This window comes from Arthrobacter sp. zg-Y820, from assembly GCF_030142155.1.
In the GTDB taxonomy this organism is placed as follows: Bacteria; Actinomycetota; Actinomycetes; order Actinomycetales; family Micrococcaceae; genus Arthrobacter_B.
The window spans coordinates 3,569,933-3,585,486 of record NZ_CP126247.1 but is presented as its reverse complement, the minus strand read 5'-3'; the positions used below and the strand labels follow the sequence as shown (position 1 = coordinate 3,585,486).

The window sequence follows — 15,554 nt, the reverse complement described above, 5'->3', positions numbered from 1 at the left end:
TTAGTCGATCAGCTCGTAGGCGGGCAGCGTCAGGAAGTCCACGTACTCCTCGGCGAGGCTGATGTCAGCGATCAGCTGGCTGGCAGGGGCGTAGTAGCGGGTGAACAGGTCCTCGGAAACCTCGCCTCGCAGCCGCTCGGTCTCTTCCGACAGGATCCGCTCCACCAGCTCCGGCGTCACCGTGGCGCCGGTGTCCTCCAGGACAACGCCGTTCCGGACCTGCTGCCACACCTGCGAGCGGGAGATCTCGGCCGTGGCGGCGTCCTCCATGAGGTTGTGGATGGCCACGGCGCCGTTGCCGGAGAGCCATACGGCCGTGTACGCCACTGCCACGTAAAGGTTTGACCGGAGGCCGGCCTCGGTGATGGAGCCGCCGGCCGTGCTGACGTCCAGCAGCTCGGAAGCCGACACGGAGACGTCGTCGCGCTGGCGGTCCACCTGATTGGGCTTCTCCCCAAGGACCGAGTCGAAGACCTCGCGGCAGGTGGCAACCATATCCGGGTGGGCCACCCAGGACCCGTCAAAGCCGTCGTTGGCTTCACGGGTTTTGTCCGCAGTCACTTTCTCGAACGCCTTGGCCGTGATCTCCGGTTCGCGCCGGTTGGGGATGAACGCCGCCATGCCGCCCATGGCAAAGGCACCGCGGCGGTGGCAGGTTTTCACCAGCAGTTCCGTGTACGCCCGCATGAACGGGGCCGTCATGGCAACGTCGGCGCGGTCGGGCAGCAGGAATGCCTTCCCGGCATCGCGGAAAACCTTGATCATGCTGAACAGGTAATCCCAGCGGCCGGCGTTCAGGCCCGAAGCGTGGTCGCGCAGCTCGTAGAGTATTTCGTCCATTTCGAAGGCGGCCGGGATGGTCTCGATCAGCACCGTGGCGCGGATGGTGCCCTGCGGCACGCCCACGTAGTCCTCGGCGAAGGAGAAAATGTCATTCCAGAGCCGGGCTTCCAGATGGCTTTCCATCTTGGGCAGGTAGTAGAACGGGCCGGCGCCGTTCTCCAGCAGGGCGCGGGCATTGGCGAAGAAGTGCAGGCCGAAGTCCACCAGTGCGCCCACGGCGGGTTCGCCGTCGATGGTCACGTGCTTCTCGGGCAGGTGCCAGCCGCGGGGACGGACGACCATCACTGCCAGCGGCGCGTCGTTCCGGAGCGCATATTCCTTGCCCTCCCCGCTGCTGAAGGACAGGTTCCCGCGTGAGGCTCCGTACAGATTGACCTGGGCGTCCACCACGTTGTGCCAGGTGGGGGTCTGGGCGTCTTCGAGGTCCGCCAGCCAGACTTTGGCGCCGGAATTCAGTGCGTTGATGGCCATTTTGGCCGGTGAAGCGGGTCCGGTCATCTCAACTCTCCGGTCCGTCAACGCAGCCGGGGCCGCCGCCACCGTCCAGTCGGCCTCACGGATTTCGGCCGTCTCCGGCAGGAAATCCAGGCTTTCCCCGGCAGCGATGCGGTTGCGGCGTTCGATCCGGGCCGCCAGCCGTTCATCACGGGTGGCGCGGAACCGGTGGTGCAGTTCTTCAAGGAAAACCAGTGCATCCGGTGTCAGGATCTTCTCGGACCCCTCGACAGGGGACAAATCGCTTACGTTTATGGCCATCGTGCATCTCCCTGGGATGGTGTGGAGCTCTGAGGCGGCCCGCTGGGCGCCAAGTGGAAGGCAGTTTACACGGATGGTTTCCCGCGGCCCGGAGCTAGGTGTCGTTGGCCCGCAGAAAGGTGAGGATGTCCGCCGTCGGGCTCCAGCCCTGCCGGCCGTACCAGAGGGCGGACTTCGGCAGCGCGGGCATCAGGATCAGCGGTGCTTCCCGAACCGCGGCTTCACCGGTGAGCGCAGCCAGCACAGCGGACTCCATCGTGTGGTCCGGGTCCGCGCGCCGGATATCGATGCCCCCGAACACCGCGAATCCGCTTCCCAGGGCAATCCGGCCCCGGGCGACCGGGTTGCCGGACGCACTGATTTCGACCACCGAGCCGCCCGCGCTTTCGGCCAGGCCAAGCTCCGCGCCCTCGGGGAGTTGTGGCACCTGAGGCAGGTCCGACGGATCGGCGGTGAGCAGCGCCAGCCGCGAGAGCGGCACCAGCCCCTGCCCGGCGGCAAATCCGTAGGCAGTTTCGGCATCATCGGTCACCAGGGTCAGACGCGCGCCCCTGCGGCCCATCACCTCCGCTGCTGCCCGCGGGGTGTCCCGGCCCGGCCAGGTAACGACGTACTGCGGAGGAACCGTGCCGCCCGCCGGCGCCATCTGCACGGCATCGCCGTCCGGAGTGCTGTGCAGTCCGCGCACTGCTGCCCACGCCGGGGCCCACTGGGCGAAAGTGCTCTGCCAGGATCCCACCGGGCAGGTCACCGCCCCGGAAATCGGGGCACGGGCGGAGGTTCTTCGATGGCCAGGACTGTGACGTTGATGGCCGCGGTCGCCACCCCCGTGTGCTCCAAGGCCTGCCGCACCCGTTCCTGCAGGTCGGCAGCCACCCTCACGGCGTTGAACCTGGCATCGGTGGCCACCTCCAGGTCGACGGTGGCCCGGCCGGCGGAGACGGCGGCAAAGACGCCCGTCCGGCTCGTCAGGGAGCCGGGCTCCGGGATGCCGCGCAGCCCGTTGCGGGCCGCCGCGCCGAGCCGCATCAGCAGGCGGCCCAGGCTTGGTTCCAGCCGAAGAACGCCGGGTGTTTCCACGGCGACCCGTGCCGCCAGTTCGGCCACCGTTTTGCTGCCGGCGATCCTGCCGCGAAGGGGCCGGTCAGTCATCGTACAAGTCCTCCACGGTCAGGTGGACAGTGTGTGGAATGATCCCCACGGAGGCAGCCACGGCGCTGCGGATGTTCCGGCGCAGGAAGTCCATTGCCCGGCAGATGTCCACGCCGGGTGCCACCGCGGTGCGCAGATGGATTCGCAGTCCGGCGGCGGCATCGGGGGTCAGATCTATGCGGCAGCGGCGTGCCCGGACCCCGCCAACGGTACTGGCAGCATCGCGGACGACGGCGGCGAGTGCGAGTTCGCTGACTTCCACGGTCCCGTCCGCGGTCGCCGCGACCGGAAGCAGCACCCCGCGCCGCACCTGGGCGCAGGCCACGTCAATGATGGCGTCCTTGAGGCCCCGCGGCGGGCGGAAGGCGGGGTGGCTCAGATCGTGGTCACGCAGCGAGACCGTCGCCGTGTACAGCGCTTCCAGGCTGCTCCTGGCCTGTCGGCAATCCGGACACGAGCGGGTATGCAGATCCGGCGGACGCCCGATCTCGTGCCAGACCCGGTTGGCGGTGCGGCCGCAGGCCGGAGCGGGAGAAGGGTTTTCTAGTGCCATTGGATCATTGCCTCCGCCAGTTTCTCCCGGGCCCGCGCCAGCCGCCCGCGCACGGTGACCGGACTGATTCCCAATGCGGCTCCGATCTCCGCATAACTCTGGTCATGGAGTTCGCGGAGCAGCCAGCAGGCCCGCTGCCCCGGCGGAAGCGCCGCCAGGGCACGGGACAGGCACTCGAACTCCGCAGCGATCTCCGCATTCCGGTGCGGGTCGCCGGACTGTACTGCAAGAGCCGGCCACAGACCGGCTGAATCCATGCTGTCCTCGGGGTGGGCGCTGCGGCGGCGCAGAACGTCGAGGCAGCGGTTGGTGGCCGTCCGGTACACCCAGCCGCCGAAGGCGCCCGACCGGTCCAACCCGGGAAGGGCCCGCCAGCCGGCGGTCAACGTGTCCTGCACGACGTCCTCGGCTTCGCCCCGGTCATTGAGCATCCGGTAGGCCAGCCGGAACAGCCGACCCTGGTAAGTCTCCACCAGGTGTTCAAAGGCAGCAAGGTCCCCGTCCTGGGCGCGAGCCACGATGGTGGCCTCATCCAGGCCGCTCAGCGTGCCGGGCTTGCCGGAAAATGCCGGACGGCGGGACTGCGTGTAGGTGCCGGACTCTTCCGGTGATTCAGCCGTGGCCATGAGCACCCCTGTCCGGTCCGGCGACCGCCGGACCGGTTTCAATATCGCAGACGCTCCGGTTCCGCGGAACACTCACAGGCCATGCACGGCCGGAGAATAAGAAGTTTGTGGTGCGGCGTGACGATTGCCCGCCATCAGCGTCATTAATGCCGTACGCGATCCCTTCACGCGGCCCCGCGGGGTCCACTTCCGAGCAGGAGATGAGTTACATGGCAGATGCCCAACAACCTTCAGGACCATCCGCCGGTCCGGCGCCCACGGGGCACAGCACCGCAGGCTCCCCGGGCGGAACCACCGGGAGCGTGGCCGCAAGCACGGCTACCAGCTCCAGTGACACGGAGCCGGTGCGGAAGTCGGGTCCGCTGCACACGCAGCACGGCGACACCACCATCGAGGAGACCGTGGTGCAGAAGCTGGCGGGCATGGCCACCCGGGAGGTGCCGGGGGTGTTTGCGATGGGCAACGCCGCGCGGCGGGCCTTCAGCTCGATGACCGAGCGGATCCCGGGATCCCAAACCAACGTCAGCAACGGCGTCAGTGTGGAGAAGGGGGAGCGGCAGGCTGCGATCGACGTGAGCATCGTGGTCGAATACGGCTACTCCATCGTGGAGGTCAGCCAGGGCATCCGCCGCAACGTCATCCGGTCGGTGGAAAACGCCACCGGGTTGGAAGTGCTGGAGGTCAACGTGAACGTCACTGACGTTCACCTGCCGGACGACGACGCGGGCGACGACGAGGATTCAAGCCCGAAGCCCTCGGACCGGTTGGAATAGGGCCTTTTTGAGATAGAGCAATGTGCCGGCCCGGTCTTTGAAACGGCGGCGGCAACCTACTGAAGGAGGACTTCATGTCCGCAACAAAATGGTGCTTGGCGGTAGGCCTGATCCTGGGAATCGTATTGGCTTTCGGGGGGTGGTACGCCCTCCTGCTGGCTGTGCTTTTCGGTCTGGTTGGACTGCTGGTGGGGATGGCAGCCGACGGCAAACTTGACCTTCAGTCCATGTTCGGCAGAGCGTCGAGCAGATGAGCGCACCCGGAATCCAGGGCGCCGGTCCACCGGCGGGGCGCCAGCCGTGGCCGGAGATCGGAGCCCGGGGCACCACCGTGCTCTCCCGGAAGGTAGTCGAAAAAATGGCCGGACAGATTGCGAAGGATGAAACCTTCGCGGGCGGCAGCAGCGGAGGGTTCCTGGGAATCGGGGCACGGGCGGATGTTTCAGCCCGGCCGCGGGCCGACGTCGAGCTGGCGGGAAACCTCGCCTCGATGAAGGTGGAGGTGGGCCTGCCCTATCCGGTGCCGCTCCGGCGGGCCGCGGATCAGCTGCGGGACCGGATTTCCGGCCGGCTCACGGAGCTGACCGGTGTGGAGGTGCGCCAGGTCGACGTCACCGTTTCGTGGCTTTGGCCCGATGCGCCGGCTGACGGCCGGCGGAGGCTGCAGTGAACGGCGGCCCGCCCGTCACGCTGCGTCCCCGGCCGAGCCGTGCCGTGCCGGCCATCATCTGCGGCCTGGTCCTGCTGGCCGTCGGGGTCCTGCTGATCTGGGCGGCGATAGCACGGCTGGCCCAGGGCCAATGGCCGCCATTCTTCACTGCCGTGTCCGACTGGCTTGCCTCCCTGAGCTGGAACAGCGTCGGAGCCTGGGTGGCTGGCATTCTCCTGGCCGTTGTGGGCCTGGCGCTGCTGCTCGCCGTGTTTATCCCGGGACGCTTCCATTCGCTGCGCCTGCATTTGGAGCCCCAGCGGGAAGTTGTGGGACGGAGCCAGGCCGTCATGTCACGGCGAGCCGCTGCCCGGCTGGCAGCGGCAACCTGCGAGCACATTGACGGCGTGTCCTCGGCGACCGCGACGGCGACGGACCGGGAGGTCCGGGTGACAGTGAACACCGCGCTGCGGGACACTGCGGACCTGCAGCATTGGGTCGCTGACGGCGTTCGGTCCCGCCTGCAGGCGGCAGGCCTGGATCCGGTTCCGGCCATCACCGTCATCATCCGGTCCGGCAACTGACACGACCGGGTGCCCCGACGTGAAGACGGAGCAGGGACGGACAAAGCGCAAGATCGGCAGCAGCTTCGAAAGAGATAGGGAAACATCATGCGGCAGCACCCCGGCAAGGCCAACCGTGTTTGGCTGACCATCCTTGGCCTGCTGTGTCTCGCAGCGGGCATCTGGGTCCTGCTGCTGGCCACCGGCGTGGTGGGCCCTGCGGCAGGGCCGGTCCTCAGCGGCCCCCCGGAGGCAGTCACCGGTCCGGACTACGCTCCCGTCGTCGCTCTGATCGCCGGACTGCTGCTGGGCCTGCTGGGCCTGTGGTGGATGCTGGCCCAGATTCCCCGGCGGCTCGCCGCCGGCCCATTCCGGCTGCAGGAGGATGCCGCGCGCGGCATCACGGTGTGCGATCCCTCCGTGCTGGCGGGAGCTGTCCAGTATGAAACGGACCAGATACCCGGGGTGGTGGGTTCCACTGCGCTGCTGCGCGGAACCGTCGACCACCCCGATCTGACCCTGAAGGTGACGGTCAACGCCCGCGCCGACATTGGGGAGGTCCTCAACCGGATCCAGGGAACAGTTGTTCCGAACCTCGCCTCTGCCCTCGAAACGCCGCTGCACAGCTTGGGGATCCACCTGGAGGCCAGCAACAAGACGGCGTTGTCCGGCAACACTGTCAGCTCAACGGGAACCGTGGTTTATTAGGCCCATGCCACATGAATCCCCGGCCGAGCGGGACGCGGACTCTCCGGTCCTCGCCGCGGCCGTCCTGCCGCTGTGCGTCGCCTGCGGAACGCAGTACGGCGCTGCGCGTTCGGACTGTCCCATCTGCGACGACGAACGCCAGTACGTGCCGCTGACCGGCCAGGCCTGGACCACGCTCGCCAGACTGCGCGGTCCGTCGCACCGCGGCAGCATCCATGCCCAGGGGCCGGGGGTGCTGGGCATCGGCTGCGAACCGGCCTTCGCCATCGGGCAGCGGGCGCTGCTGGTCAAGGCGGCGGGCGGAAATGTTCTTTGGGACTGCCAGGCGTATCTGGATGATGAACTCGCGGCCCTGATCCGTGCCGAGGGCGGGATCAGCGCCATAGCCATCAGCCATCCGCACTTCTATACAACGATGGTGGAATGGGCTCGTGAATTCAGCGTGCCGGTCTACCTGCACGCCGCCGACCGGTCTTGGGTCGGCCGCCCCGATCCGGTCCTGGAGTTCTGGGACGGCGATGACCGCAGCCTGGGCGAGGACCTGACCCTGTACCGGGCGGGGATCCATTTCCCGGGCGGGACGGTGCTGCACTGGTCCGGGGACCCCGACGGCGGCGGCGCCCTCTTCAGCGGTGACATCATCAATGTCATCCCCGACCGCACGCACGTGTCTTTCCTCTACAGCTACCCGAACCAGATACCGGAGCGTCCCCAAGTTGTTCAGGAAGCTGCGGCCCGGCTGGCACCGCTGCGCTACGAGCGCCTCTACGGCGGCTGGTGGGACCGGGTGATCCCGCACGGCGCCGACCGCATCGTGCAGGAGTCCGCCCGCCGTTATCTCGATTTCACCCGCGGCTAGCTGAGGCGGGTACCTGCCCGTTCCGCCGCGACCATGGCCTTGTGTTCGGCCACCCGTGCCTGATGGAGCGGCGTCCGGCGCAGGAAAGCGTAGACCACGCCCAGAAGGGCGAACCAGATCGGAGTGACCAGCAGCGCCTGCAGGGTGTCAGCCTTGGTGGTCAGCGCCCACAGCAGGAAGCCGAAAAAGGCCAGCACCACATAAACCATCACCACGCCGCCGGGCATCTTGAAAATGGATGCCTCGTGCAGCTGCGGCCGGCGGCGGCGGTACACCAGGTAGCTCACCAGGATGATCGTCCACACGAACATGAAGCACAGTGCCGAAATGGTGCTGACCAGCGTGAACGCCGCGCTGACCGACTCGCCGGCGTAAAGAAGCACCACTCCGGCCAGCAGGAAGGTGCAGGAGAAGAACAGGGCGTTCTGCGGCACCTTGCGCCGCGACAGGCGGCCGAACGCCCCGGGGGCGTCGCCGTCGTGCGCCAAACCGAAAACCATGCGCGAGGTGGAATATATCCCCGAGTTTGCTGACGATGCAGCTGAGGTAAGGACCACGAAGTTCACGACGGCGGCTGCCGCACCCAGGCCGGCGAGGGTGAACATGCCCACGAAGGGGCTCTCGTCAGCGCTGAACCTGTCCCAGGGAACCACCGAAATCAGCACCACCAGGGCACCTACATAGAAGAGCATGATGCGCAGTGGAATCGAGTTGATGGCCCGCGGAAGGTTCTTTTCCGGATCCTTCGTTTCAGCCGCCGCCGTTCCCACCAGTTCAATGCCCACGAACGCGAACACCGCAATCTGGAATCCGGCCACGAAGCCCATGGGGCCGGTGGGGAACAGGCCGCCGTGCTCCCAAAGGTTGTTGAAGCCGGCGACGTTGTTGTCACCGGACTCGAAGCGGGTAAAAATCAGGACCAGGCCCACCACGATAAGGGTGACAATGGCCAGGATCTTGACCAGGGCGAACCAGAATTCGGCCTCGCCGAACGCCTTGACGCTGGGCAGGTTGAGGGCCAGCAGCACCAGGATGCAGGCCAACGCCGGGATCCACAGCGGAGCGTCGGCCCACCAGAACGTGACGTAGTGGGAGATCGCCACCACATCCGCGATCCCGGTGACCACCCAGCAGAACCAATAGGTCCAGCCGGTGAAAAAGCCGGCCCAGGGTCCCAGCAGATCCGCGGAGAAGTCGCTGAAGGACTTGTACTTGAGGTTGGAGAGCAGCAGTTCACCCATGGCCCGCATGACGAAGAACAGCATGAAGCCGATGGTCATGTAGACGAAGATCACTGACGGTCCCGCCGCCGAGATGGTCTTTCCCGACCCCATGAACAGGCCGGTCCCGATGGCACCGCCGATCGCCAGGAGCTGGATGTGGCGGTTGGAGAGGGAGCGGGAGAGTTCCGGCTCGGCGGAACTTTGTCCTCCGGCGGATGTGTCCACGGGGGCAGTGGCGGGGGAAGGCGCCGGGGACGGCGCGGGGGAAGGTGCGGGGGAGGGGCTGGACAAGCGGTCGGGCATTGGGCTCTTTCTCAATAGGCACCAGCCGGCGCATGTGACGCCGCACGCACACGGACCGGCGCCCTGCGTGAGGCCGCCTGAGGCTGTTGGCGCCACCGCCGACAATCAAGTTTGGAAGCCCGGCGCGGAGGATGTCAATTTGGCGGTTTTCGCGGCCCGCCGCGGCCGCGGGCAGGGGCGGACGATCGTCAAAGAGGAAGCGGCGGCCGTCACTCTCTTGTTGGGACTCGTGCCGGAGGGTATGGTCACTGGTGGAAATACACAAGTGAATATGCCTTTATCAGCCGTGGCGGGAGAGTCCCGCAGCCTGCAGCCGTAAAACTGCAGCCGTAAAACCGAAGCCGTATCAGTACGGCTTCGGCGGGCGCCGTAGGAGCAAACCCTCCCCGGGAATCTCTCAGGCCCCTGTACCGCCACAGCGAGGCAACTCTGGAAAGCAGCTCCGCGCCTTGGCGCGGAACTCACCGACGGTGCAAGCGGGGCCACCCCCGCGGAATCTCTCAGGTCCCCTACAGAGCGGGGAGGACTCAACAATCGTTGGCGTACCCCCGTCTGCCTTTCCTGGAGCCCCTCATGACTGCTGATCTGTCCACTGCTTCAACCCCCATCGCCGCACGTGCCGCTGCAGCGGGTTCGGTTTCCGCAGCGGTGTTTGTTGACCGCCATATTGGCGCCCGTGCCGGTTCGGCCGCTGAGATGCTTAAGGCAGTGGGGTTCGATTCCCTGGATGCTCTGGCTGACATGGCAGTGCCCGCCGCCATCCGGCAGGGGAGCCCCCTGATTCTCGATCCGGCCCGCTCTGAAGAAGAAACCCTGGCGCAGCTCCGCGCCATCGCCGGCAAAAACCGGACAGCCGTGCAAATGATCGGCCAGGGCTACTACGGCACGCACACCCCGCCGGTGATCCTGCGCAACGTCGTGGAGGATCCTGCCTGGTACACCGCTTACACGCCGTACCAGCCCGAAATTTCCCAAGGCCGCCTCGAAGCCCTGCTGAACTTCCAGACGATGGTCCAGGACCTCACCGCCCTGCCCATCGCCAACGCCTCCCTGCTCGATGAAGCCACAGCGGTGGCCGAAGCGGTGCTGCTGATGCGCCGCTCGAACAAGGGCAAGTCAGACGGCACCATTGTCCTCGATGCCGAGACGCTGCCGCAGACCATCGCCGTGGTGAAGGGCCGGGCCAAGGCGCTGGGCTTCGAGGTGATCGTCGCCGACCTGGCCCGCGGCCTGCCCGACGGCGAGATCACCGGCGTCGTGCTGCAGCAGCCCGGCGTTTCCGGCGTCGTCCGTGACCTCGCCCCCGTCATCGCCGAGGCGAAGGACCGCGGCGCGCTGGTCACCGTGGCCGCTGACCTGCTGGCGCTGACCCTGATCACGCCTCCCGGCGAGCAGGGCGCCGACATCGCTGTCGGCTCGGTCCAGCGCTTCGGCGTGCCGCTGTTCTTCGGCGGCCCGCACGCCGCCTATATGGCAGTGCGCAAAGGCCTGGAGCGTTCGCTGCCCGGCCGTCTGGTGGGCGTCTCCAAGGACTCCGCCGGCACCCCCGCCTACCGGCTGGCGCTGCAGACTCGCGAACAGCACATCCGCCGCGAGAAGGCCACCTCCAACATCTGCACCGCGCAGGCGCTGCTGGCGATCGTGGCCTCCATGTACGCCGTCTATCACGGGCCGCAGGGCCTGACCGCGATTGCCCGCCGCGCCCACGACTCCGCCCGGTCGCTGGCCGCCGCGCTGCAGGGCGCCGGAATCGAGCTGCTCCACGGTAGCTTCTTCGACACAGTCACCGCCCGCGTTCCCGGCAAGGCCGCCGCGGTCATGGCGGCCGCCGAGGCCCGCGGCATCAACCTGCGGCACATCGACGCCGACACCGTGGGCATCTCCTGCGACGAAACCACCACACCCGCCGTGCTGGCCGACGTCGCCGCCGCCTTCGGCATCCCGGCCGACGGCGTGGCCGCCGCCGCGTCGGCCCCGGCTGGCTTTGAACTGGACGGGCAGCTGCTGCGCACCTCGGAGTTCATGACCCATCCGGTGTTCCACACGCACCGCTCCGAAACCCAGATGCTGCGCTACCTGCGCCGCCTCTCGGACCGCGACCTGGCCCTGGACCGCACCATGATCCCGCTGGGCTCCTGCACCATGAAGCTCAACGCCACCGCGGAAATGCAGGCCATGACCTGGCCGGAGTTCGCATCCATCCACCCGTTCGCCCCGGACTCCCAGACCGAGGGCTGGCGCGAACTGATCGCGGACCTGGAAGCCAAGCTCGCCGTCATCACCGGCTACGACCGGGTGTCCATCCAGCCCAACGCCGGGTCGCAGGGCGAGCTGGCGGGCCTACTCGCCATCCGCGGCTACCACTCCTCCCGCGGCGAAACGCAGCGCACGGTCTGCCTGATCCCGGCCTCCGCGCACGGCACCAACGCCGCCTCCGCCGTCCTGGCCGGCATGAAGGTGGTGGTCGTGGCCACGGCCGACGACGGCGCCATTGACCACGCCGACCTGCGCGCCAAGATCGACGCGCACCGCGAGAACCTCTCCGCGATCATGATCACCTACCCCTCCACCCACGGCGTGTTCGACGACGACGTCCGCGACGTCTGCGACGCCGTGCACGAGGCCGGCGGCCAGGTCTACATTGACGGCGCGAACCTCAACGCGCTTGTCGGGCTGGCCAAGCCGGGTGAGTTCGGCGGCGACGTCTCGCACCTGAACCTGCACAAGACCTTCTGCATTCCGCACGGCGGCGGCGGCCCCGGCGTGGGCCCGGTGGCAGTGAAGTCGCATCTGGCGCCGTTCCTGCCCGGCGACGCCGCCACCTGGACCGAGGGTGAGGACATCCCGGTGTCAGCGTCGCGCTTCGGTTCCGCCGGCGTGCTGCCGATCTCCTGGGCCTACGTGAACCTCATGGGCGGCGAAGGCCTGACCGAAGCCACCAAGAGCGCGCTGCTCTCCGCCAACTATGTGGCCGCCCGGCTCAACGAGTACTTCCCGGTGCTCTACACGGGCAAGGGCGGGCTGGTGGCGCACGAGTGCATCCTGGACCTGCGCGAGCTCACGGCACGGACCGGCGTCACCGCCGAAGACGTTGCCAAGCGTTTAGTGGACTACGGCTTCCACGCCCCCACACTGTCCTTCCCGGTGGCCGGCACGCTGATGGTGGAACCCACCGAGTCCGAGGACCTGGGCGAGATTGACCGGTTCATCGACGCCATGATCGCCATCCGCGCCGAAATCGACCAGGTCGCCGCCGGGGACTTCTCCCTTGAGTCCAGCCCGCTGCGCAACGCCCCGCACACCGCCGTCGTCGTCGCCGGGAACGAATGGAACCGCGCCTATCCGCGCGAACAGGCTGCCTTCCCGATGAAGAGCCAGCGGATGGACAAGTACTTTCCTCCGGTGGGCCGGATCGACGGCGCTGCCGGCGACCGCAACCTGATCTGCTCCTGCCCGCCCATCGAAGACTTTGAAAACTAGAGAGACACAGGTACGACGATGACTGAGAAATACACGGCGCTCTTTGAAGAGCACAAACGGCTCGGCGCTGCCTTCACCGATTTCGGCGGCTGGCAGATGCCTCTAAAGTACAGCTCCGAGCTGGCCGAACACCGCGCCGTCCGCACGGCCGCCGGCCTCTTTGACCTCTCGCACATGGGCGAAGTCGAGGTTGCCGGCCCGGACGCCGGCGCGTTCCTGGACTACGCCCTGGCCGGCAAGCTCTCCGCCGTCAAGATTGGCCGGGCCAAGTACTCGCTGATCACCAACGACGACGGCGGGATCATCGACGATCTGATCAGTTACCGGCTCGCCGAGGACTCCTACCTGGTGGTGCCCAACGCCGGCAACGCACCGGTGGTGGCCGCCGAACTGGCCGCCCGCGCCGAAGGCTTTGACGTGCGCGTGCACGATGTCTCCGCGGAGACCTCGCTGGTGGCCGTGCAGGGCCCCGAGGCTGAAGTCATCCTGCTGGCCCTGGTGCCCGCCGACCAGCAGGACCTGGTCACGGGCATGAAGTACTACGCCGTCGCCACGGTGGGCATCCGGGCGGGGGAGCGGACACTGGAGCTGCTCGTGGCCCGCACCGGCTACACCGGCGAGGACGGCTTCGAGATCTATGTGCCCAACGACGCCGCGCCGGCCCTGTGGTCAGCGCTGCTGGCCGCCGGGGAGGGGCGGGGCCTGATTCCCGCAGGGCTGGCCTGCCGCGACTCCCTCCGGCTCGAGGCCGGAATGCCGCTCTACGGCAACGAACTGACCCTGGACACGGACCCGTACGCCGCAGGCCTGGGCCCCGTCGTCGCCCTCTCCAAGGAGGGGGACTTTGTGGGCCGTGCCGCGCTCGAGGCCCGCAAGGCCGCCGGTCCTGCCCGCCGCCTGGTCGGGCTGAAGGGTGCCGGCCGACGCTCCGCGCGCTCGCACTATCCGGTCCTCAGGGACGGCACGGCAGTCGGCGAAGTCACCTCCGGCGCTCCGAGCCCCACCCTCGGTTATCCGATCGCCCTCGCCTATGTCGACGCGGCCTGCACCGAGCCCGGAACCACCCTCGACGTCGACCTCCGCGGCAAGCCCGAACAGTTCACGGTTGTGGAACTTCCGTTCTACCGGCGCGAGAAGTAGCACCCCGAGACAGGTCGGCGCGTTCGGGTCAAGGTGACCCAAGCGCGCCGGTCGCGGGGCATTCTGTGTAGCCCGCATCGCCGAGCGAGGAACGAGCGAGGCAGTGAAAGATCCAGGGTTCCCTCTCCGAGCTTGCGAGGAGGAGGGCAGGATCTGGAACGCTAAGGGCGGCAGAATGCCGCGCTTCCAGTGCCCGGACCTAGACTTTGAAGTAACCCGAAGAACCAGCAGACGCACCGAAAGGCACACCATGAGCAAAGTAAACGCAGGACTCCGCTATTCGGCCGAACACGAGTGGGTGGACTCCTCCAGCCCCGTGAAGGTCGGCATTTCCGCCGTTGCCGCCGATGCGCTGGGCGATGTGGTCTACGTGGACCTGCCCGAGGTCGGCACCGTCGTCACCGCCGGCGAGACGTGCGGCGAGGTGGAATCCACCAAGTCCGTTTCGGACCTGTACGCACCGGTCTCCGGCGAGATCATGGAGATCAACCAGGAGGCCATCGACAACCCGGCCCTGCTGAACGAGGATCCGTACGGCGCCGGCTGGCTCTTCACGGTCAACGCCACCTCCGAGGGTGCGCTGCTGACCGCCGAGGAGTACGCAGAGAAGAACGGCGGCGAGCTGTGACCGATTACCTGAACTCGCACCTCGCGCAGATTGATCCGGAGGTGGCGCGGCAGATCGACAACGAGCGCCGCCGCCAGCAGTCCGGCCTGGAAATGATCGCCTCGGAAAACCACACCTCAGTGGCCGTGATGGAATCCCAGGGCTCGGTGCTGACCAACAAGTACGCCGAGGGCTACCCGGGCCGGCGCTACTACGGCGGCTGCGAATACGTGGACGTCATTGAGCAGCTGGCCATTGACCGGGCCAAGGACCTCTTCGGCGCCGGCTTCGCCAACGTGCAGCCGCACTCCGGCGCGCAGGCCAACGCCTCGGTGATGCACGCCCTGATCCGTCCGGGCGACACCATCCTGGGCCTGTCCCTGGCGCACGGCGGACACCTCACGCACGGCATGAAGATCAACTTCTCCGGCCGGCTCTACAACGTGGTGCCGTACAACGTTGCCGAAGACACCCAGCTCATCGACATGGCCGAGGTCGAGCGCCTGGCTCAGGAGCACCAGCCGAAGCTGATTGTCGCCGGCTGGTCCGCCTACGCCCGGCAGCTGGACTTCGCTGAATTCCGCCGCATCGCCGACTCCGTGGGCGCGTACCTGATGGTGGACATGGCGCATTTCGCCGGCCTCGTCGCCGCCGGGCTGCATCCGAGCCCGGTGCCGCACGCCCACGTGGTCACCTCCACCACGCACAAGACCCTGGCCGGACCGCGCGGCGGCATCATCCTCTCCAACGACGCCGACATCGCCAAGAAGATCAACTCAGCTGTCTTCCCGGGCCAGCAGGGCGGCCCGCTGGAGCATGTGATTGCCGGCAAGGCCACCGCGTTCCTGATCGCGGCCACTCCCGAGTTCAAGGAACGCCAGGAGCGCACCCTGGCCGGTGCCCGGATCCTGGCCGAGCGGCTGCTGGCCGACGACGTCACCGCCAAGGGCATCTCCGTGATCTCCGGCGGCACCGACGTGCACCTGGTGCTGGTGGACCTGCGCAACGCCGCCCTCAACGGGCAGGAAGGCGAAGACCGGCTCGCGCAGATCGACATCACCGTCAACCGCAACGCCGTGCCCTTTGATCCGCGCCCGCCGATGGTGACCTCCGGCCTCCGGATCGGAACGCCGGCCCTGGCCACGCGCGGCTTTGGCGAGGACGCGTTCCGCGAGGTGGCGGACATCATTGCGCTGGCGCTCATTGCCGGTGAGGACGATGACCTCTCGCCGCTGAAGGCCCGCGTCTCCGCGCTGGCCGCAGCGCATCCGCTGTACACCGAGGTTGCCGACCTGGCATCCTCACCGGCGCACGTCTAA

16 protein-coding genes and 1 riboswitch are annotated in these 15,554 nt (G+C 67.6%); of the genes, 10 read left to right on the top strand and 6 right to left on the bottom strand.

What is annotated here, in order from left to right; genetic code table 11:
- From aceB to QNO08_RS16420, 5 genes are all read right to left on the bottom strand, one after another.
- A complete protein-coding gene (aceB, locus tag QNO08_RS16440; RefSeq protein ID WP_229966346.1) occupies positions 1 to 1,599 on the bottom strand; it encodes a malate synthase A in 1,599 nt (532 codons plus the stop codon).
- A gap of 94 nt (positions 1,600 to 1,693) precedes the next feature.
- A complete protein-coding gene (locus QNO08_RS16435; RefSeq protein ID WP_229966345.1) occupies positions 1,694 to 2,338 on the bottom strand; it encodes a hypothetical protein in 645 nt (214 codons plus the stop codon).
- 8 nt (positions 2,339 to 2,346) lie between these two features.
- Positions 2,347 to 2,751, bottom strand: coding sequence for an Asp23/Gls24 family envelope stress response protein (locus tag QNO08_RS16430; protein ID WP_229966344.1), 405 nt, complete (start codon positions 2,749 to 2,751; stop codon positions 2,347 to 2,349).
- The gene (locus QNO08_RS16425) at positions 2,744 to 3,304 is read right to left on the bottom strand and encodes a hypothetical protein (RefSeq protein ID WP_229966343.1); all 561 of its coding nucleotides are present in this window, start codon (positions 3,302 to 3,304) and stop codon (positions 2,744 to 2,746) included. Before QNO08_RS16425 ends, QNO08_RS16430 begins: the two co-directional genes overlap by 8 nt.
- Positions 3,295 to 3,930, bottom strand: coding sequence for an RNA polymerase sigma factor (locus QNO08_RS16420; protein ID WP_229966342.1), 636 nt, complete (start codon positions 3,928 to 3,930; stop codon positions 3,295 to 3,297). The genes QNO08_RS16425 and QNO08_RS16420 overlap by 10 nt, the downstream gene beginning before the upstream one ends.
- Before the next feature lie 209 nt (positions 3,931 to 4,139).
- On the opposite strand from QNO08_RS16420, the gene QNO08_RS16415 reads away from it, so the two are divergent.
- The 6 genes from QNO08_RS16415 to QNO08_RS16390 all read left to right on the top strand — a co-directional run bounded on the left by QNO08_RS16415 (position 4,140) and on the right by QNO08_RS16390 (position 7,482).
- Positions 4,140 to 4,703: an Asp23/Gls24 family envelope stress response protein gene (locus tag QNO08_RS16415; protein WP_284024529.1), complete on the top strand. Its 564-nt coding sequence runs from the start codon at positions 4,140 to 4,142 to the stop codon at positions 4,701 to 4,703.
- 74 nt (positions 4,704 to 4,777) lie between these two features.
- Positions 4,778 to 4,957, top strand: a complete 180-nt coding sequence (locus QNO08_RS16410; protein WP_229966340.1) for a hypothetical protein — start codon at positions 4,778 to 4,780, stop codon at positions 4,955 to 4,957.
- Positions 4,954 to 5,373 (top strand): Asp23/Gls24 family envelope stress response protein, encoded by a 420-nt coding sequence (locus tag QNO08_RS16405; RefSeq protein ID WP_229966339.1) that lies wholly within the window; start codon positions 4,954 to 4,956, stop codon positions 5,371 to 5,373. The genes QNO08_RS16410 and QNO08_RS16405 overlap by 4 nt, the downstream gene beginning before the upstream one ends.
- Positions 5,370 to 5,936, top strand: coding sequence for a DUF6286 domain-containing protein (locus tag QNO08_RS16400; protein WP_229966338.1), 567 nt, complete (start codon positions 5,370 to 5,372; stop codon positions 5,934 to 5,936). The genes QNO08_RS16405 and QNO08_RS16400 overlap by 4 nt, the downstream gene beginning before the upstream one ends.
- Before the next feature lie 87 nt (positions 5,937 to 6,023).
- A complete protein-coding gene (locus tag QNO08_RS16395; RefSeq protein WP_229966337.1) occupies positions 6,024 to 6,623 on the top strand; it encodes an Asp23/Gls24 family envelope stress response protein in 600 nt (199 codons plus the stop codon).
- 4 nt (positions 6,624 to 6,627) lie between these two features.
- Positions 6,628 to 7,482 carry an MBL fold metallo-hydrolase gene (locus QNO08_RS16390; RefSeq protein ID WP_229966336.1) on the top strand — a complete coding sequence of 285 codons (855 nt, stop codon included), beginning with the start codon at positions 6,628 to 6,630 and terminating at the stop codon, positions 7,480 to 7,482.
- On the opposite strand, the gene cycA is transcribed toward QNO08_RS16390, so the two are convergent.
- Positions 7,479 to 9,008, bottom strand: a complete 1,530-nt coding sequence (gene cycA / locus QNO08_RS16385; RefSeq protein WP_229966335.1) for a D-serine/D-alanine/glycine transporter — start codon at positions 9,006 to 9,008, stop codon at positions 7,479 to 7,481. The two genes, QNO08_RS16390 and cycA, sit on opposite strands and share 4 nt — an antisense overlap.
- 280 nt (positions 9,009 to 9,288) lie before the next feature.
- Positions 9,289 to 9,431, top strand: a riboswitch (glycine riboswitch).
- Between the two features lie 150 nt (positions 9,432 to 9,581).
- On the opposite strand from cycA, the gene gcvP reads away from it, so the two are divergent.
- The 4 genes from gcvP to glyA all read left to right on the top strand — a co-directional run bounded on the left by gcvP (position 9,582) and on the right by glyA (position 15,554).
- Positions 9,582 to 12,488 (top strand): aminomethyl-transferring glycine dehydrogenase, encoded by a 2,907-nt coding sequence (gcvP, locus tag QNO08_RS16380; protein ID WP_229966334.1) that lies wholly within the window; start codon positions 9,582 to 9,584, stop codon positions 12,486 to 12,488.
- An 18-nt stretch (positions 12,489 to 12,506) separates the two neighbouring features.
- A complete protein-coding gene (gcvT, locus tag QNO08_RS16375) occupies positions 12,507 to 13,628 on the top strand; it encodes a glycine cleavage system aminomethyltransferase GcvT (RefSeq protein WP_229966333.1) in 1,122 nt (373 codons plus the stop codon).
- Between the two features lie 250 nt (positions 13,629 to 13,878).
- The gene (gcvH, locus tag QNO08_RS16370; RefSeq protein ID WP_229966332.1) at positions 13,879 to 14,256 is read left to right on the top strand and encodes a glycine cleavage system protein GcvH; all 378 of its coding nucleotides are present in this window, start codon (positions 13,879 to 13,881) and stop codon (positions 14,254 to 14,256) included.
- Complete coding sequence (gene glyA / locus QNO08_RS16365; RefSeq protein ID WP_284015824.1) at positions 14,253 to 15,554, top strand: serine hydroxymethyltransferase; 1,302 nt, start codon at positions 14,253 to 14,255, stop codon at positions 15,552 to 15,554. Before gcvH ends, glyA begins: the two co-directional genes overlap by 4 nt.

Coding starts and splice junctions, on each gene's coding strand:
- QNO08_RS16390 (WP_229966336.1), top strand. CDS start 6,628: ATGCCACATGAATCCCCGGCCGAGCGGGACGCGGACTCTCCGGTCCTC.
- QNO08_RS16395 (WP_229966337.1), top strand. CDS start 6,024: ATGCGGCAGCACCCCGGCAAGGCCAACCGTGTTTGGCTGACCATCCTT.
- QNO08_RS16425 (WP_229966343.1), bottom strand. CDS start 3,304: ATGGCACTAGAAAACCCTTCTCCCGCTCCGGCCTGCGGCCGCACCGCC.
- QNO08_RS16420 (WP_229966342.1), bottom strand. CDS start 3,930: ATGGCCACGGCTGAATCACCGGAAGAGTCCGGCACCTACACGCAGTCC.
- gcvT (WP_229966333.1), top strand. CDS start 12,507: ATGACTGAGAAATACACGGCGCTCTTTGAAGAGCACAAACGGCTCGGC.
- aceB (WP_229966346.1), bottom strand. CDS start 1,599: ATGGCCATAAACGTAAGCGATTTGTCCCCTGTCGAGGGGTCCGAGAAG.
- cycA (WP_229966335.1), bottom strand. CDS start 9,008: ATGCCCGACCGCTTGTCCAGCCCCTCCCCCGCACCTTCCCCCGCGCCG.
- gcvH (WP_229966332.1), top strand. CDS start 13,879: ATGAGCAAAGTAAACGCAGGACTCCGCTATTCGGCCGAACACGAGTGG.
- gcvP (WP_229966334.1), top strand. CDS start 9,582: ATGACTGCTGATCTGTCCACTGCTTCAACCCCCATCGCCGCACGTGCC.
- QNO08_RS16415 (WP_284024529.1), top strand. CDS start 4,140: ATGGCAGATGCCCAACAACCTTCAGGACCATCCGCCGGTCCGGCGCCC.
- QNO08_RS16430 (WP_229966344.1), bottom strand. CDS start 2,751: ATGACTGACCGGCCCCTTCGCGGCAGGATCGCCGGCAGCAAAACGGTG.
- QNO08_RS16410 (WP_229966340.1), top strand. CDS start 4,778: ATGTCCGCAACAAAATGGTGCTTGGCGGTAGGCCTGATCCTGGGAATC.
- QNO08_RS16405 (WP_229966339.1), top strand. CDS start 4,954: ATGAGCGCACCCGGAATCCAGGGCGCCGGTCCACCGGCGGGGCGCCAG.